Origin of the sequence: Novacetimonas cocois (assembly GCF_003311635.1) — a bacterium.
Classification (GTDB): Bacteria; Pseudomonadota; Alphaproteobacteria; order Acetobacterales; family Acetobacteraceae; genus Novacetimonas; species Novacetimonas cocois.
Window position 1 is genome coordinate 20,358 of the sequence record NZ_QEXL01000004.1, and the last position, 15,027, is coordinate 35,384.

Sequence of the window (15,027 nt, forward strand, 5' to 3'; positions counted from 1 at the left end):
ATGCGACAGCCGCGCCCGTCCGACGCGGTGCCGGACATGCGAACCGAAACCCCGCGGGACGGGACGGGACAGATGCCCGGGCGCGAGGCCGTGCGGCAGTTCATCGCGAATGCGACGGGACGCGTGGGCAAGCGCGAGATTTCCCGTGCCTTCGGCCTCGGGCCGGAACACAGGGCGGCGGTGCGCGACATGCTGCGCGAACTGGCGCTGGAAGGAAGCGTGGCTCCGGCCGGTGCGCGGCGTTTCCGTGCCTCAGACCGCCTGCCTGAATCCGCCGTGGTGCAGGTTACCGGCACCGATCCCGACGGCGACCCGATCGCGCGTCCCGTCATATGGGAAGAGGCGGGCGCGCCCCCCGTCATCTTCATGCATGCCGAGGTCCGGGGCCGTCCCGCCCTGGCACCGGGGGAGCGCGTGGTCGCGCGCCTGAAGAAGATCGGGCCGGGCAAATACGAAGGCCGCACCCTGCGCCGCATTGACGAGGCACCACCCCGGATCGTCGGCCTGTACCGCGCCACCCCGCCCGACGATCCCGATGCCGCCCGCACGCCCGCGCGTTATCGCGAGGCCGGACGCCTGATCCCGGCAGACCGCCGCGCCCGCGCGCAATGGAGCATTCCCGCCGGGGAGGCCATAGATGCCCCCGACAACGAAATCGTCATGGCGATGCCCCTGCCCCAGTCGGGGCCGGGCCTGCATCCCGCGCGCATTGTCGAACGGATCGGTCCGGCGGACAGCGCGCGCACCATCAGCCTGATGTGCGCCTGCGCCCACGACATCCCCCTTGCCTTCCCCACCCGCGCCGTCGACGAAGCCGAAGCCGCGCGCGCCGTGCCGCCGGCGGGACGCACGGACCTGCGCGATGTGCCGCTGGTCACCATCGACGGGGCCGACGCGCGGGATTTTGATGACGCCATCTATGCCGAGCCGGACGGCACGGGCTTTCGCCTGCTGGTCGCCATCGCCGATGTCGGCTGGTATGTCCGTCCCGGCAGCGCGTTGGATCGCGAGGCGCTGCGGCGTGGCAATTCGGTCTATTTCCCGGACCGCGTGATCCCCATGCTGCCCGAGGCCCTGTCGAACGGATGGTGCTCGCTCCGCCCTGGCGAGGATCGCGGCTGCCTGTTCGTGGAACTCCATGTCGATGCGGGCGGCGCCATCACCTCGTACCGCTTCGGACGCGGCCTGATGCGCAGCGCGGCGCGCCTGACCTATGAACAGGCGCAGGCCGCAGCCGACGGCCATGACGACAGCACGACCGCCGCCCTGCCGGAAGGGATGATCGGATGCCTGTTCGCGGCATGGCGCGTGCTGGCGGCGGCACGGGCGCGGCGCGGGACGCTTGACCTCGACCTGACGGAACGCAGGGTAACGCTGACGCCCGACGGGCATGTCGGCACGATCGGGCCGCGCGTGCGCCTCGACAGTCACCGCGTGGTGGAGGAATTCATGATCGCGGCCAATGTCGCCGCCGCGCGGGAACTGGAAAACCGTCATTATCCGTGCCTTTATCGGATTCATGCCCCTCCTTCGCCCGAAAAGCTCGATTCCCTGCGCACGGCGCTCGACACGCTTGGCGTGCGGCTGCCGCCTGCCGGCATGATCACGGCATCCGACCTTGATGCCGTGCTGCGCCAGACGCGCGGGAGTGCGTGCGCGCCCCTGGTCAATGAACTGATCCTCAGGGCGCAGAACCAGGCGGAATACAGCCCAGATCCCATCGGGCATTTCGGCCTGACGCTGACATCGTACGCCCATTTCACCAGCCCGATCCGCCGTTATGCGGACCTTGTCACGCACCATGCGCTGATTGACGCGACGGGGCTGGAACGTGGCGGCCCGGATCACGGGCGCGCGGCGCTGGGCCAGCTGGAGGAAATCGGCCGCGCCGTCACCGCCACCGAACGCCGCGCGGCGGCGGCGGAACGCGACGCGATCGAACGCTATGCCGCATCGTGGCTGTCGGGGCGAATCGGCAGCGTGATGACGGGCCGGGTCACGGGCGTGTCGCGTTTCGGCATCTTCGTGACGCTGGACGCGACCGGCACGACGGGACTGCTGCCACAGGCGGCGCTGCCGACGGACCAGTGGCAGCATGACGAGGTCACGCAGTCCCTGACGGGACGGCACAGCGGGCTTTCATTCCGGCTGGGCCAGGAAATCGCGCCGCGCCTGACCGAGGCCTCGGCCCTGACGGGCGCGCTGCTGTTCGCCCTGCCCGATGATGTCGCGCGGGTGGACGCGCCACGCCCGCGTGCGCGCAGGCGGCGCGGATGAAGCGTCGCACCCGTTCCCTGCTGCCCCCCCTGTGCGCGATGGTCTCCATCACCATCACGCGCGCGCCCATGGCTGAAAAGTCGCGTGGGCTGCGCATGATGCTGCAGGTGCCGCGCGACACCTTCATCATGATCCTTGTCGTCGCGCGCCTTACGACCGCCGCCTATGCCGATGACCCGCTGGTCCCTGCCGCCCCGGCCACCCCGCAGCCCCTGCCGGCGCAGGCGGCGGACGCGCCGGGCGAACATTTCGACCCTGCCCTGACATCGTCTGTCGTGCAGGCCAGCCTGTCCTTCCTGCTGCCCCGCACGCTGGAAAGCCATACGGTCCACGATTTCAGCCTGTGGGGTCTCAACGGGCTGAGCGCAATCGACCCGTCCCTGACGGTGGAGGAACAGCATGGCATGCTGCACCTGTCGGTGGCCCAGCATACCGTCCTTGCGCTCGCCAGTCCCGCCGCCGACGACCTGCAGGGATGGACGGACGTCATCACGCGCATGATGGAAACCGCGTGGGAACGTTCGTCGGACATGCGCGCGACCGGCCAGGACGGGATGCTGCAGGGATTCTTTGACGAACTGTTCAATCACCTCGACCCCTATTCGCGCTATGTCGCGCCGCAGGCCGCGACATCGGACCGCGACATCCGCAGCGGGGGCGCCGCCAGCGCGGGCCTGACGCTGGGGCTGGACCATCACGCCATCATCATCACGGCCGTCAACGCGAATGGCCCGGCATGGCCGACCTCCCTTTCGGCGGGGCAGGTCATCTATGCCGTCAACGGGCGCTCCACGCAGGACCGTTCGGTCGAGACGGTCACCACATGGCTTCAGGGGGCGCCGGGAAGCATGGTGCGGCTGCTGGTCGGGGCGCCGGGGCGGCGTCGCACGACCGTCTCGCTCCGTCGGGAATCCGTCCCGCCGGAAACGGTCTTCGCCTATACCAGCGGACATCACGTCGTCCTGCACATCACGGCATTTTCCGCCAACACCGCCGAGGAAATGAGCCAGTACCTCGACGAGGCCATGAACATCGCGCACCTGAGCGGGCTGATCCTCGACCTGAGGGGCAATCGCGGCGGCGTGCTGCAGCAGGCGGTCACGACGTCGGCGCTGATGCTCGACCACGGGGTGGCGGCGATCACGCAGGGACGCGACCCGCAGGCCAACCATGTCTGGGCGGTGCAGGGCGGCGACATGACCAACGGGCTGCCGATCGTCATACTGGTCGATGGACGCACCGCCAGCGCGGCGGAAATCCTGGCCGCGGCCCTGGCGGACCAGAAACGCGCCGTCGTGGTCGGCAGCGCCACGCTGGGCAAGGGGCTGGTCCAGACCATCGGACAGATGCCCAACGGGGCGGAGCTGTTCGTGACATGGAGTCGGGTTCTCGCGCCGCTGGGCTGGCCGCTGCAGGGGCTGGGGGTCATGCCGCAGGTCTGTTCCAGCCTGGGGGAGGCGAACCTTGAACAGCAGTTGCAGGACCTTGCCAGCGGCAATGCCGACAGCACCGCATGGATCCATGCCTCCCGCCTGACGCGCTTTCCGGTGGAGGTGTCGCACACGCTGGCGATCCGCAAGTCCTGTCCCGCCGCGATCGGCACGGACAACGACCTTGATGCCGCCCATTCCCTGCTGGATAATCCGGAGGAATACCGCGCCGCGCTGGCGACCATTCCCGACGATCCCGCGACCCCGCCCGCTCACGCCGGGCCGGAATAGCAATATATTGTGTTATTCCTGCATGCCTCCCTCTGTATTTATGCAAAACTGGACCCGCGATGATGGAAGATGAAGGGCGCCTGAAAACCGGAATCTGGGTCAGCGCGGTCCTGCGCCAGGCCAGTCTGACGGGGAATCCTGCGGTTGTCCTGCATCGTGGCGATGCCGACGCGGGCGGAGTGCTGGTGGTGTTGCGCGACCGTCACGACATGATGACGGTTCTGGCACAGACCCGCACAGCCGATGGACGGCGGGCATGGTTCCGGGCTACAGGGGAGGCGGCTGTGGATCAGGCCGCCGTGGACACGTACGTCGAACGGCAGATGAGACGGGATCCCGACCTGTGGGTCGTGGAAGTCGAGACGCCTGATCTGACGCCACCATTTGAGGCAAGGCTGATATGAAGCGCGTGATCTTGCGAAGGTAGAAAGCTTATCTGGTACGCTGTCATGTGTGACATCTCGCACACAGTTGAAAATGACAGTGGGCCATGTCGCCACAAGCGGCAGTATGGTCACCGCTTATGGATTGTCAGGATGGGCATCTTTCCGCAAAAGAATGCACAGACTGACCGCCCAGAGGAACATTGCACGTTCACCCGACCGGGCAACATGTTGGAAATGGCCCGTCGAAGGGAGAAGAAGAGTATGAATCTGCGGTACGGACTGCTTGCAGGGTCTTTGTTGGCTGGCTCGGTTACCCTGGGCTCCGTGCTTGTATCGGTTCCGGCACTCGCCCAGCCCGTGCAGGGGCTGTACATGTCGGGCGAAGGCGGCGCCAGCCTGCCGCAGGGACAGGTGGTGCGCAATTCCTCCGCGCGCGACAAGTACAGCCCCGGCGCAGTGGGAATCGGCAGTATTGGCTATGGGCTTGGCAATGGCTTCCGTGTCGAGCTTGAGGGCCATTACCGCCACAACAACCTCGAATCCCTTGGCTCGACCGGCGGCAAGTACAATGCCCATACCAACGGACGGCAGGAAGAATCCGGCCTGATGGCCAACGCCCTGTTCGACCTTGATATCGGCAAGAGCTGGCTTTTCCCCTATTTCGGGGCGGGCATCGGCTATGGCTGGCAGAACATGAACGCCCTGATCACCGGCAACTATGCCGGGCAGGCCTACAGCCAGCACGTCGGCGGGACCTATGGCAACTTTGCCTATCAGGGGATTTTTGGCCTGTCCTTCCCCATTCCGTGGGCGGTGGGCCTGTCCGCCACGGCGGAATACCGGTTCTGGACCATGCTGGGGCCGCAGTCGCATCATTCCGTCATTTCCGGCCCCGCCACGGCGGCGCTGAGTTCCGATTACGGGTTCCGCAACGGCAACCGCGACACGCGCACCGACTTCAACCATTCGGTGATGCTGGGCCTGCGGTATGAGTTCAATCCCGCGCCGCCGCCCCCGCCGCCCGTAACCGCGCCTGCAGCCCCCGCCCCGGTGGAGAACCGCACGTATCTTGTCTTCTTCGACTGGGACAAGAGCACGCTGACCGACCGGGCGCGCGCCATCGTGGCCGTCGCGGCGCAGGCTTCCACCAATACGCAGACCACCCGGATCGAAGTGAACGGATATACCGACAATTCGACCGGCCATCCCGGACCGCAGGGCGAACGCTACAATCAGGAACTGTCCCTGCGCCGCGCGCAGACCATCAAGGCGGAACTGGTGCGTGACGGGGTTCCCGGTCCCTCGATCGACATTCATGGCTTTGGCGACGCCAACCCGCTGGTGCCCACGGCCGCCAACACGCGCGAGGCACAGAACCGGCGCGTGGAAATCATCCTGCACTGACTTTCGTAATCCCGCCACGCGCCACCGCGTGGGGAAGACGGACATGAAAAAGGCGGCCCCGTCTCATGGAGCCGCCTTTTTTCGTGCCTGCGGGCCAGAAGAGCTCAGACGAGGCCGTTGAACAGCGAGGTGGACAGGTAACGCTCCGCAAAGGAGGGGGCGATCGTCACGATCGTCTTGCCCTCGTTCTCGGGCTGCTGTGCCAGCTGCATGGCGGCATGAAGCGCAGCCCCTGACGAAATGCCGACCGGCACGCCGTCAAGGCGCGCGCACCGCCGCGCGGCTGCAATCGACTCCCGCTCGGAAACGGTCAGGATGCCATCAAGGCTGTGCAGGTCCAGCGTATGCGGGCAGAAGCCCGGCCCGATCCCCTGAATGCCATGCGGCCCCGGTTCATCGCCATTCAGGACGGCGCTTTCCACGGGCTCCACGCCAAAGACCTGCAGCCCCTTCTTGCGCGGCTTCAGCCCGTGGGCGATGCCGCTTGCCGTGCCGCCGGTTCCCACGCCCGCTACGATGATATCCACCTCCCCGCGCGTATCGACCCAGATTTCCTCCGCCGTGGTCGCGGCATGGATCGCGGGGTTGGCGGGATTGTCGAACTGGCGCGGCATCCACGCGCCGGGCGTGTTCTTCAGGATGGCCTCGGCCCGCGCGATCGCCCCGGCCATGCCCAGACGCGCGGGCGTCAGCTCCAGCTGCGCGTCCAGCAGGCGCAGCATCTTGCGCCGTTCGGTGGAGGCCCCTTCGGGCATGGTGACAATCAGGCGATACCCGCGCGCCGCCGCGACAAACGCCAGGGAAATGCCGGTATTGCCCGATGTCGGTTCCACCAGCGTCGTCTTGCCCGGCGTGATTTCGCCCCGCCGTTCGGCGTCCATCACCATCGCCGCGCCAATCCTGTCCTTGACCGACCCGAGGGGATTGAAGAATTCCAGCTTCATCAGCAGGCGGCTTTTCAGCTCATCCTCACGCATCAGGTGTGGCAGCTCCACCAGCGGCGTTCCGCCGACCGTCTCGGTAATGGATCCGTACACCCTGCCCCGTGGCTGGGCGAAGCCGAATGTCATGTCCTGGTCGGTCGAATCGTTCATGCGTCGAACTCCTGCTGATGGATCAATATGCAATCGTGCCCCTGACATAATCCACTGCCATCCTGAACAGAAGCGTGGATCATCCAGACAAATGCTGATAAATTCGCCACGGATGAATTTGTTTCACAAATGGGACCGTACGATATGCTTCTCCGGTGTGACAGGACCATGATCGCGATACTGATCATGCTTGATGTGGCATTTCATGCAGGTCGCAATGGAACTGTCAGCGCAGCGGACATTGCCGAACGCGCCAATCTGGCCCGGCGGGGGATCGAACCCCTGCTCCAGACGCTGTCGCGTTCGGGGCTGCTGGAAAGCATCCGCGGGCCACGGGGGGGATATCGCCTGGGTCGGCCACGGCGCGACATCCTGCTGTCGGACGTGCTGGAGGTCGTGACGGCGGATGAGTCCGGCGATGGCGGCCCGACAGGGCAGCTGTTCGACAAGGTGATCGAGCCCTGCTGGAAGGAGCTTGACGACATGGTTGAAAAACGGTGCCGCAAGCTGACGCTTGATGACCTGGTGAAGCGGGCCGAGCATAGCGGCATGCGCCGTCCCCTGCCTGAACCGATCACATTCTCGATCTGAGGATATTTTTTCCCGTCATCGCGGCAGGTGCTTCGGGCCTTTGCGTGTCACGCGTGCAAGGCGGACGGGTAATTCCCTGAATCATAAGGCCATCCGACAGCACAGCTGCCGGTGGGGCGCATCCGCCGCAGCGGGCGACGGATGCCAGTCATCGCGTGTGAGTGATTGATGTCACTTCGCCGCCGTGCTGACGCTCGGCGCCTCGACATGCGCGGTGATGTTCAGCGTATCGCGCGGTTCCTTTTCCCCACGGATCAGCTGCACGCGGAACGTGTCGTTGCCGGCATACGCCGTATTGGGCGTATAGGTCACATATGTGTGATCGTTGTAATTATAGATGAAGGCCTTGCCATGTTCCGGCGCGGGCGACACCCCGAACGAGGCATAGGCACGACCGTCGGGCTTGCGCACCTCGACCGCGCAATAGCCGTCATCGCTGCGCACCTGCATCGTCGTGGCCTGCGTATTGGCACCTGCCGACGTCAGCGGGTCCACGTGGCACAGGCCCGATACCTTCATATAATTGTAGGGATTGGGGGGGCCGCCGAGATTCACAGCCGGCTTGTTCATACATCCGGCGAGCAGAACGCCCGTCGTCATCATCATTGCAGACAGTCGCAGTCGCACTCGATCAGCTCCGCTCTCTAATAGTCGTATCCATTGGGCACGCCCGTCCGACCCCGGCCATTTCAGGCGCGGGGAAGATCGTGGACAGAATGCTACCGCCCCGCTCTAGAGCAACATGGCCCCGCGCGAAAGACCTATCCTCAATCCGGCACGAGTCGATGACACTGCTGTGGGCAACACACTTTTTTTGGCCGGTGGTCCTTCCCCTCCCTTTTGGGGACTATCCGATTAGGCTATAGAGCCTGACAGGATTTTATTATGCCGGCTCATGTGGAGGTCCACGGATCCGGCGACAATCACGCCGCAAGATCTGGAGAACCGCCCTGATGTCCTTGTCGTTTTGGCGCGCCGCAACCGCCGGTCTGGCTCTGGCCGGCCTTATCAACAGCGGTCATGCGCTGGCTGCCGGTCCCTGTTCCCCCTCCCCCGCGCATGAAGCCTTCGATGTGCAGGGCCTGAAGAGCGAGCTGATGGTCACGGCCCTGTCCTGCGGCGCGCAGGACAAGTACAACAGTTTCGTGACCAAGTTCCGCCCCAACCTGGCGAGCGAGGAAAAGGTCCTGACCTCCTATTTCCACACCACCTATGGCCGCAGCGCGCAGCGCCAGCATGATGACTACATCACGCAGCTTGCGAACGTGCAGTCCGAACGCGGGCTGAAATCCGGCACCGCGTTCTGCCAGCAGCGCGTTTCCATGTTTGACGAGGTGCAGGTCCTCGAAACGTCGGCCGACCTGTCGCATTATGCGCAGGCCAAGGACATCCTCCAGCCCGCGTCCTACCTGACCTGCACCGCACCGAACCGTCCGGCGCCCGCGGCCGCCCGCTCCACCACGCGCACCGCGCGCCGCACGGTCCGCAGCTGACGCTGCCAGCCCTGCCCGCAGCGTCGCGCAAGAACAAGGCCGGTCAGCCATGTCCGGCCTTTTTTGCGTGCGTCGCCTTCCGCATGGGGCATTATGTGCGCCGATAAGCGGCATGGCGGCATGCAGGCGGCTTTATCTTGACACCACCCGGTCCGAAGGCACAAAGAACAGTTCATGAACGACGATCTTTTCTCCAAGGCCGCAGCCCCGGACAAGGCCCCCCGGCGCAAATCCCGCGCGTCGGCGGAGGCCACACGGACCCAGAGTGAAGATTACGACGCCAGCGCGATCGAGGTGCTGGAGGGGCTGGAGCCCGTCCGCCGCCGTCCGGGCATGTATATCGGCGGCACGGACGAAACCGCGTACCACCACCTCGCCTCGGAAATCCTCGACAACGCGATGGATGAGGCCGTGGCCGGCCATGCCTCGGTCATTGACGTGTCGCTGGAGGCTGGGAACTGGCTGACGATCCGCGACAACGGGCGCGGCATCCCGGTCGATCCCCATCCCAAGTTTCCGAAGCGTTCGGCGCTGGAGGTCATCCTGACGACGCTGCACGCGGGCGGCAAGTTCTCGGGCAAGGCCTATGCCACGTCTGGTGGCCTGCATGGCGTCGGGTCATCGGTCGTCAACGCCCTGTCCGCCCGGATGGAGGTGGAAATCGCGCGCGACCGCACGCTGTGGCAGCAGGTCTATGAACGCGGCGTTCCGCTTGCCCCGGTGCAGGAGGTCGGCCCGACACAGAACCGGCGCGGCACGCAGATCCGCTTTGTCCCCGATCCGCAGATCTTCGGGAAACTGCATTTCTCCCCCCTGCGGCTGTATCGCCTGTGCCGGTCCAAGGCGTTCCTGTTCCGTGGCGTGACCATACGCTGGTCGTGCGATCCCTCGCTCATCAAGGGCGCGGACGTCCCGGCAGAGGCGGTCCTGCACTTCCCCGGCGGGCTTGCCGACAGCCTGTGCGACGAACTGGGCAATACCGCGCTGCTGAGCGATATCTGGGCCGGGGATGCGGACCTGCCGACGGCCGCGGACGGGGAAAGCACCGGACGCATGGAATGGGCCATCGCGTTCGTCGAACGGGGCTCGGCCGGGCTGTCATCCTATTGCAACACCATCCCCACGCCCAATGGCGGCACGCATGAAACCGGTTTCCGCACCGCCCTGACCAAGGGGCTGCGCAACTGGGGGGAGCAGCGGTCGAACAAGCGTGCGGCCGCGATCAATGCCGATGACATCATGGGCCTGATTTCGGCCAAGCTGTCGGTTTTCATCCGCGATCCGCAGTTTCAGGGCCAGACGAAGGAAAAGCTGACCAGCAGCGAGGCCAGCCGCCTGGTGGAAACGGCGCTGCGGGATCGTTTCGACCACTGGCTGGCGGGCAACCCGCCGCAGGCGGACAACCTGCTGGCGGTAGTGATCGAACGCGCGGAAGAGCGCCTGCGCCGCAAGGAAATGAAGGACACCCCGCGCAAAAGCGCCACGCGCCGCCTGCGCCTGCCGGGGAAGCTGACGGACTGCACCCGCGAAAACGCCGCCGAGACGGAGATTTTCCTTGTCGAAGGCGACTCGGCCGGGGGATCGGCCAAGCAGGCCCGCAACCGCGAAACGCAGGCCGTCCTGCCCCTGCGCGGCAAGATCCTGAACGTTGCCAGCGCCTCTGCCGAAAAGCTGCGCGCCAATCAGGAACTTCGTGATCTGGTAGAAGCACTGGGCTGTGGCATTGGCGAACGCTTCGACGCCAGCCGCCTGCGCTATGGCCGCATCATCATCATGACGGATGCCGACGTGGACGGGGCGCATATCGCCTCCCTGCTGATGACGTTCTTCTATCGCGAACTGCCTGCGCTGATCCGCGGCGGCCATGTCTATCTGGCGCAGCCGCCGCTATATCGCCTGACGCAGGGGGGCAGGACCGTCTACGCCATGAACGACGCGGATCGTGAACGCAGGCTGAAGCGGGATTTCAAGCCCAATGCAAAGGTCGAGGTCTCGCGCTTCAAGGGGCTGGGCGAAATGCCGCCCGCCGACCTCAAGCAGACGACCATGGACCCCAGACACCGCACGCTGCTGAAGGTCATCACCCCGATGGAGGACAGCAACCTGACGCGCGAACGTGTCGAACACCTGATGGGACGCAAGCCCGAACTGCGCTTCCAGTTCATTCAGGAACACGCGCGACAGGTCGAAAACCTCGATATCTGACCCGACCGGCTTTTTCGGAAGGCTCGCGTTTTTTCCGAAGCCATATTTCCGGGGCCACGTTTTTGGCGCCACGTTTCGGGGCAATGAAAAAGGGGAACCGCCATCTGGCAGGTTTCCCCTTTTTTTGTGCATCCATTACTGAGTGCGAAGCACGTCGTCAGCCCGCCTTCACCAGAACATCATGCGTGATGGTATCGGACGCCACCACTGGCGCGGGCTGCACCAGGCTGACCACGGTGGGGTTGAAGACCCGCAGGAACGTGCCGGGATGAACGCCCATCCACAGCGTCACGACCGCCAGCGGAACCAGCACCGCCAGTTCCGGGCCCGTCAGGTCACGCAGCAGGGCCACCATGCCGCCCGCCGTCTGCCCGAACATCACGCGGCGATACAGCACCAGCATATAGACCGCGCCGAGGATCATGCTCGACCCGCCAAGGAAGGCCAGCCAGAACGAGACGTGGATCGCCCCCACCATCACCAGCAGTTCCCCAACGAACGCCCCGGTGCCCGGCAGGCCGATATTGGCCATGACAAACAGCATCGTCAGCGTCGCCAGGACCGGCATCTTGTGCGCCACCCCGGCAAAGGCGGAGATATTGCGCGTCTCCGCCCGCCATGACACGGCCGAGACGCAGAAGAACAGCGCGGCGATCACGATGCCATGCGACAGCATCTGGAAGATCGCGCCGTCGATTCCCTCGGGCGTCAGGGTGAACAGCCCGATGGCGATGACCCCCATGTGGGAGAAGGAGGAATAGGCGATCACGCGCTTCATGTCGGTCTGCGCCAGCGCGATGATCGCGGCATAGATGACGGCCACGACCCCCACGGTCAGGATATAGGGGGCAAAGACTCGCGCCGCGTCGGGGAACATCAGCACGCCAAAGCGCAGCAGGCCATACGCCCCGGCCTTTGACAGGACGCCCGACAGCATGACGGAAGCCGGGGTCGGGGCCTCGGTATAGGCATCGGGCAGCCACGCATGCAGCGGGAACAGCGGCAGCTTGACCCCGAAGGCCACGATGAATCCCGCCAGCAGCCAGCCCTGCATCGCGTGGGAAAAGGTCGTGTGCTGCAGCGTCGGGATGTCGGTCGTGCCCGCGACATTCCACATCACCAGCAGCGCCACCAGCATGAACAGCGAACCGCCAAAGGTGAACAGGAAGAACTGCAGCGAGGCCCAGACCCGCTTCGGCCCGCCCCATACGCCGATCATCAGGCTGCCCGGCAGGAGCGTCGCTTCGTAAAAGATATAGAACAGCACGAGGTCGAGCGCGGAAAACAGGCCGATCAGCGTGGTTTCCAGCAGCAGCATCGCCACCATGTAATCACGCACGCGCGTGTTCACCAGCTTCCACCCCCCGATGATCGCAAGCGGGGTAAGGAAGGTGGACAGCAGCACGAACATCAGGCTGATGCCATCGACGCCGGCATGGTACGACACGCCAAAGGCGGAAGCCCACGGCGCGATCTGTTCGAACTGTGGCCCGGCATGGGTGGGATCGAACTGCACCCACATCACGAGGGACAGGACGAACACGATCGCACTGGTCCACAGCGCCACCCACCGCGCGGCGGTTTCGACCGCCTGGGTCGTACCTCGCGTCAGCATGATGGCCAGAACGCCCGCCAGGGGCAGATATGTGACGAGGGAAAGCAGGATCGGGTGCACGTCAGTCTCATCGCCATGAAAGGATGGACCGACCTTAGTGGCGTTACGGAAATGAAATCCACCCGCCCGCCGCTCACGTTCTGCCGAGCGGGGGCTCACATTCGCGTATTTTCAGCCCCCTCGCGCCCCCGTGGAACAGGGCCTGCGCCGACGTCAGCGACGACCGAACATCCGCTCCAGGTCAGCTTTTTCCAGCTTCAGCCACGTGGGGCGACCATGTGAACAGGTCCCGGCGCGCGGGGTTCGTTCCATGTCCCGCAGCAGGGCGTTCATTTCCTCGTGTGTAAGGCGACGGCCCGCGCGTACGCTCCCGTGACATGCCATGCGCGCGATGATCGCATCCAGCCGCCCGTCAATTGCCTGCGTCTGCGCGGGCGTCACCAGATCGTCCTCCGCCAGTTCCTCCGCCAGGTCACGCAGCATCGCCGCGGCGTCGCCTCCCCCCAGCAGCGCGGGCACCGTGCGCACCAGCACGGCATTGCCGCCAAAGGCATCAATCTCGATTCCCAGCGTCGACAGCGTATCGGCAAAGGACAGCAGCAGTTCCGCCCGGCCCTGCGGCACGTCCACGACTTCGGGCAGCAGGAGTCGCTGGGCCCTGACCTCGCCCCCCAGATACTGCGCGCGCAGCCGTTCATGCGTCAGGCGTTCATGGGCGGCGTGCTGATCGACCAGCACAAGCTCGCCCGCCGATGTCTGCGCAAGGATATAGGTGCCCAGAACCTGCGCCACCGCCGCGCCAAGGGGGAAATCCGCCTCTGCCCCGGCATGGGGGGCGGATTCGCGTCCCCCCGGCGCCTCCGCATCGGAGTGGGCGCTGGAGTGGGCCGCCGGCTCCATGATCCGGCGTGCGGCGGGCGGCAGGTCCGCCAGCGGCAGGCGACGTTCCGCGACCCCGGCGCCCATGTCCCCGGTACCCATGTCCCCGCCACCAGCCGCCCCCGACAGTGCGGCGGAAAAGGCCGTCCCGTCCGCCTCAGGCGAAGGCCGCGACGACGGTTCGGGCGGATACCAGATGCGCGCCCCGCCCGCGGGCCGTGACTGCAGCAGTCCGGGCCTGACGCCCGCGATGCCAGCCCCGATTCCCAACGCCCGCCCCAGTGAGCCGATCACCAGCGCCCGCACCGCCGCCGCGTCGGCGTAACGCAGTTCGGTTTTCGCCGGATGGACATTCACATCCACCTGTTCCGGCGGGATATGCAGCGACAGCGCCACCACCGCATGACGTCCATGTTCCATGACATTGCGATAGGCCACCCGCACCGCCGTACGCAGCACCGGGTCCACCACCGGGCGTCCGTTCACCAGCAGAAGCTGCCCGTTGGCGGTGGCGCGATGCACGGACGGGGCGCAGATATAGCCCGACAGGCGCAGGTCCCCGCGCTCCCCTTCCACCGGGATCAGGCCATCCGCCTGGCCTGCGTCCAAAATCGCCGCCGCCCGCGCGGCCGTATCCTGCGCCGGAAGGTCAAGGACCACGCGCTGATCAAACTGCAGGCGGAAGGCGACATGGGGCGCGGACAGGGCCAGGCGGCGGACGGTATTTTCGGCATGGCCCGATTCGACCCGCGCGCTCTTGAGGAATTTGCGCCGCGCGGGGGTGGCGAAAAACAGGTCCTCCACCACCACGCGGGTGCCTGCGACCCCGGCGCAGGGACGTGGCTCCTCGATCCGTCCGCCCTCCACCCGTATGGACCATGCGGACGGCGCGCCATGGGTGCGCGACGTGACGCACAGCCGCGCGGCCGCGCCGATCGACGGCAGGGCCTCCCCCCGGAATCCCAGCGTGGAGATACGCACCAGCGTTTCGTCAGACAGTTTCGAGGTGCAATGACGCTCCACCGCAAGACGCAGGTCCTCCGGCGTCATGCCGCAGCCATCGTCGGTCACCTCGATGCGGTCGATGCCGCCGTTCTCCAGAAGGATGGAAATCCGTCGCGCGCCCGAATCCAGCGCGTTTTCCACCAGTTCCTTCAGTGCGGCGGCGGGACGCTCTATCACCTCGCCTGCCGCGATGCGGTTGACCACCTGTTCGGACAGGCGACGGATCACGGGGCGTTCCGGGGAAGGGGAATGTTCGGTCATGACGGCATCATGGCGGAATGGGCCGCCCATCTCCAGCACGGGGACGCACGGCGCAGGGCGGGATCGCCAGACTTTTGCAAATCAGCCCACAGGCTG

11 protein-coding genes are annotated in these 15,027 nt (G+C 65.8%); 7 read left to right on the forward strand and 4 right to left on the reverse strand.

Translation table 11 applies throughout. The features are described from left to right. From NJLHNGOC_RS03815 to NJLHNGOC_RS03830, 4 genes are all read left to right on the forward strand, one after another. Positions 1-2,277, forward strand: a complete 2,277-nt coding sequence (locus NJLHNGOC_RS03815) for a ribonuclease R family protein (protein WP_113595196.1) — start codon at positions 1-3, stop codon at positions 2,275-2,277. Continuing rightward, a complete protein-coding gene (locus NJLHNGOC_RS03820) occupies positions 2,274-3,998 on the forward strand; it encodes a S41 family peptidase (protein ID WP_113595197.1) in 1,725 nt (574 codons plus the stop codon). Before NJLHNGOC_RS03815 ends, NJLHNGOC_RS03820 begins: the two co-directional genes overlap by 4 nt. Before the next feature lie 59 nt (positions 3,999-4,057). Then, positions 4,058-4,402, forward strand: a complete 345-nt coding sequence (locus NJLHNGOC_RS03825; protein WP_408890514.1) for a DUF1491 family protein — start codon at positions 4,058-4,060, stop codon at positions 4,400-4,402. A gap of 243 nt (positions 4,403-4,645) precedes the next feature. Continuing rightward, positions 4,646-5,788, forward strand: coding sequence for an OmpA family protein (locus tag NJLHNGOC_RS03830; RefSeq protein WP_165837839.1), 1,143 nt, complete (start codon positions 4,646-4,648; stop codon positions 5,786-5,788). 104 nt (positions 5,789-5,892) lie between these two features. Here the strand turns inward: NJLHNGOC_RS03830 and cysK are convergent, their stop codons facing one another. Beyond that, positions 5,893-6,882, reverse strand: coding sequence for a cysteine synthase A (gene cysK, locus NJLHNGOC_RS03835; RefSeq protein WP_110528978.1), 990 nt, complete (start codon positions 6,880-6,882; stop codon positions 5,893-5,895). A 144-nt stretch (positions 6,883-7,026) separates the two neighbouring features. On the opposite strand from cysK, the gene NJLHNGOC_RS03840 reads away from it, so the two are divergent. Continuing rightward, positions 7,027-7,473, forward strand: a complete 447-nt coding sequence (locus NJLHNGOC_RS03840; RefSeq protein WP_110528975.1) for an RrF2 family transcriptional regulator — start codon at positions 7,027-7,029, stop codon at positions 7,471-7,473. A gap of 171 nt (positions 7,474-7,644) precedes the next feature. Here NJLHNGOC_RS03840 and NJLHNGOC_RS03845 read toward each other — a convergent pair whose 3' ends face one another. Then, positions 7,645-8,043, reverse strand: coding sequence for an Ig-like domain-containing protein (locus tag NJLHNGOC_RS03845; RefSeq protein ID WP_239021316.1), 399 nt, complete (start codon positions 8,041-8,043; stop codon positions 7,645-7,647). A 383-nt stretch (positions 8,044-8,426) separates the two neighbouring features. Between NJLHNGOC_RS03845 and NJLHNGOC_RS03850 the strand changes: the two genes are divergently transcribed. Together NJLHNGOC_RS03850 and parE are read left to right on the forward strand one after the other, a co-directional pair. Then, entirely contained in the window at positions 8,427-8,966 is a 540-nt protein-coding gene (locus NJLHNGOC_RS03850) for a hypothetical protein (protein WP_113595198.1), read from the forward strand. A gap of 174 nt (positions 8,967-9,140) precedes the next feature. Next, on the forward strand, positions 9,141-11,171 hold the full coding sequence (gene parE / locus NJLHNGOC_RS03855; RefSeq protein WP_113595199.1) for a DNA topoisomerase IV subunit B: 2,031 nt from the start codon (positions 9,141-9,143) through the stop codon (positions 11,169-11,171). A gap of 157 nt (positions 11,172-11,328) precedes the next feature. On the opposite strand, the gene NJLHNGOC_RS03860 is transcribed toward parE, so the two are convergent. Continuing rightward, positions 11,329-12,846: a complex I subunit 4 family protein gene (locus tag NJLHNGOC_RS03860; protein WP_113595200.1), complete on the reverse strand. Its 1,518-nt coding sequence runs from the start codon at positions 12,844-12,846 to the stop codon at positions 11,329-11,331. Positions 12,847-12,999: 153 nt separating this feature from the next. Further along, positions 13,000-14,931, reverse strand: coding sequence for a DNA mismatch repair endonuclease MutL (gene mutL / locus NJLHNGOC_RS03865; RefSeq protein ID WP_113595201.1), 1,932 nt, complete (start codon positions 14,929-14,931; stop codon positions 13,000-13,002). Between the last annotated feature and the right edge of the window lie 96 nt (positions 14,932-15,027).

Coding starts and splice junctions, on each gene's coding strand:
- NJLHNGOC_RS03820 (WP_113595197.1), top strand. CDS start 2,274: ATGAAGCGTCGCACCCGTTCCCTGCTGCCCCCCCTGTGCGCGATGGTC.
- mutL (WP_113595201.1), bottom strand. CDS start 14,931: ATGACCGAACATTCCCCTTCCCCGGAACGCCCCGTGATCCGTCGCCTG.
- parE (WP_113595199.1), top strand. CDS start 9,141: ATGAACGACGATCTTTTCTCCAAGGCCGCAGCCCCGGACAAGGCCCCC.
- NJLHNGOC_RS03845 (WP_239021316.1), bottom strand. CDS start 8,043: ATGAACAAGCCGGCTGTGAATCTCGGCGGCCCCCCCAATCCCTACAAT.
- NJLHNGOC_RS03830 (WP_165837839.1), top strand. CDS start 4,646: ATGAATCTGCGGTACGGACTGCTTGCAGGGTCTTTGTTGGCTGGCTCG.
- NJLHNGOC_RS03825 (WP_408890514.1), top strand. CDS start 4,058: ATGATGGAAGATGAAGGGCGCCTGAAAACCGGAATCTGGGTCAGCGCG.
- cysK (WP_110528978.1), bottom strand. CDS start 6,882: ATGAACGATTCGACCGACCAGGACATGACATTCGGCTTCGCCCAGCCA.
- NJLHNGOC_RS03815 (WP_113595196.1), top strand. CDS start 1: ATGCGACAGCCGCGCCCGTCCGACGCGGTGCCGGACATGCGAACCGAA.
- NJLHNGOC_RS03850 (WP_113595198.1), top strand. CDS start 8,427: ATGTCCTTGTCGTTTTGGCGCGCCGCAACCGCCGGTCTGGCTCTGGCC.
- NJLHNGOC_RS03840 (WP_110528975.1), top strand. CDS start 7,027: ATGCTTCTCCGGTGTGACAGGACCATGATCGCGATACTGATCATGCTT.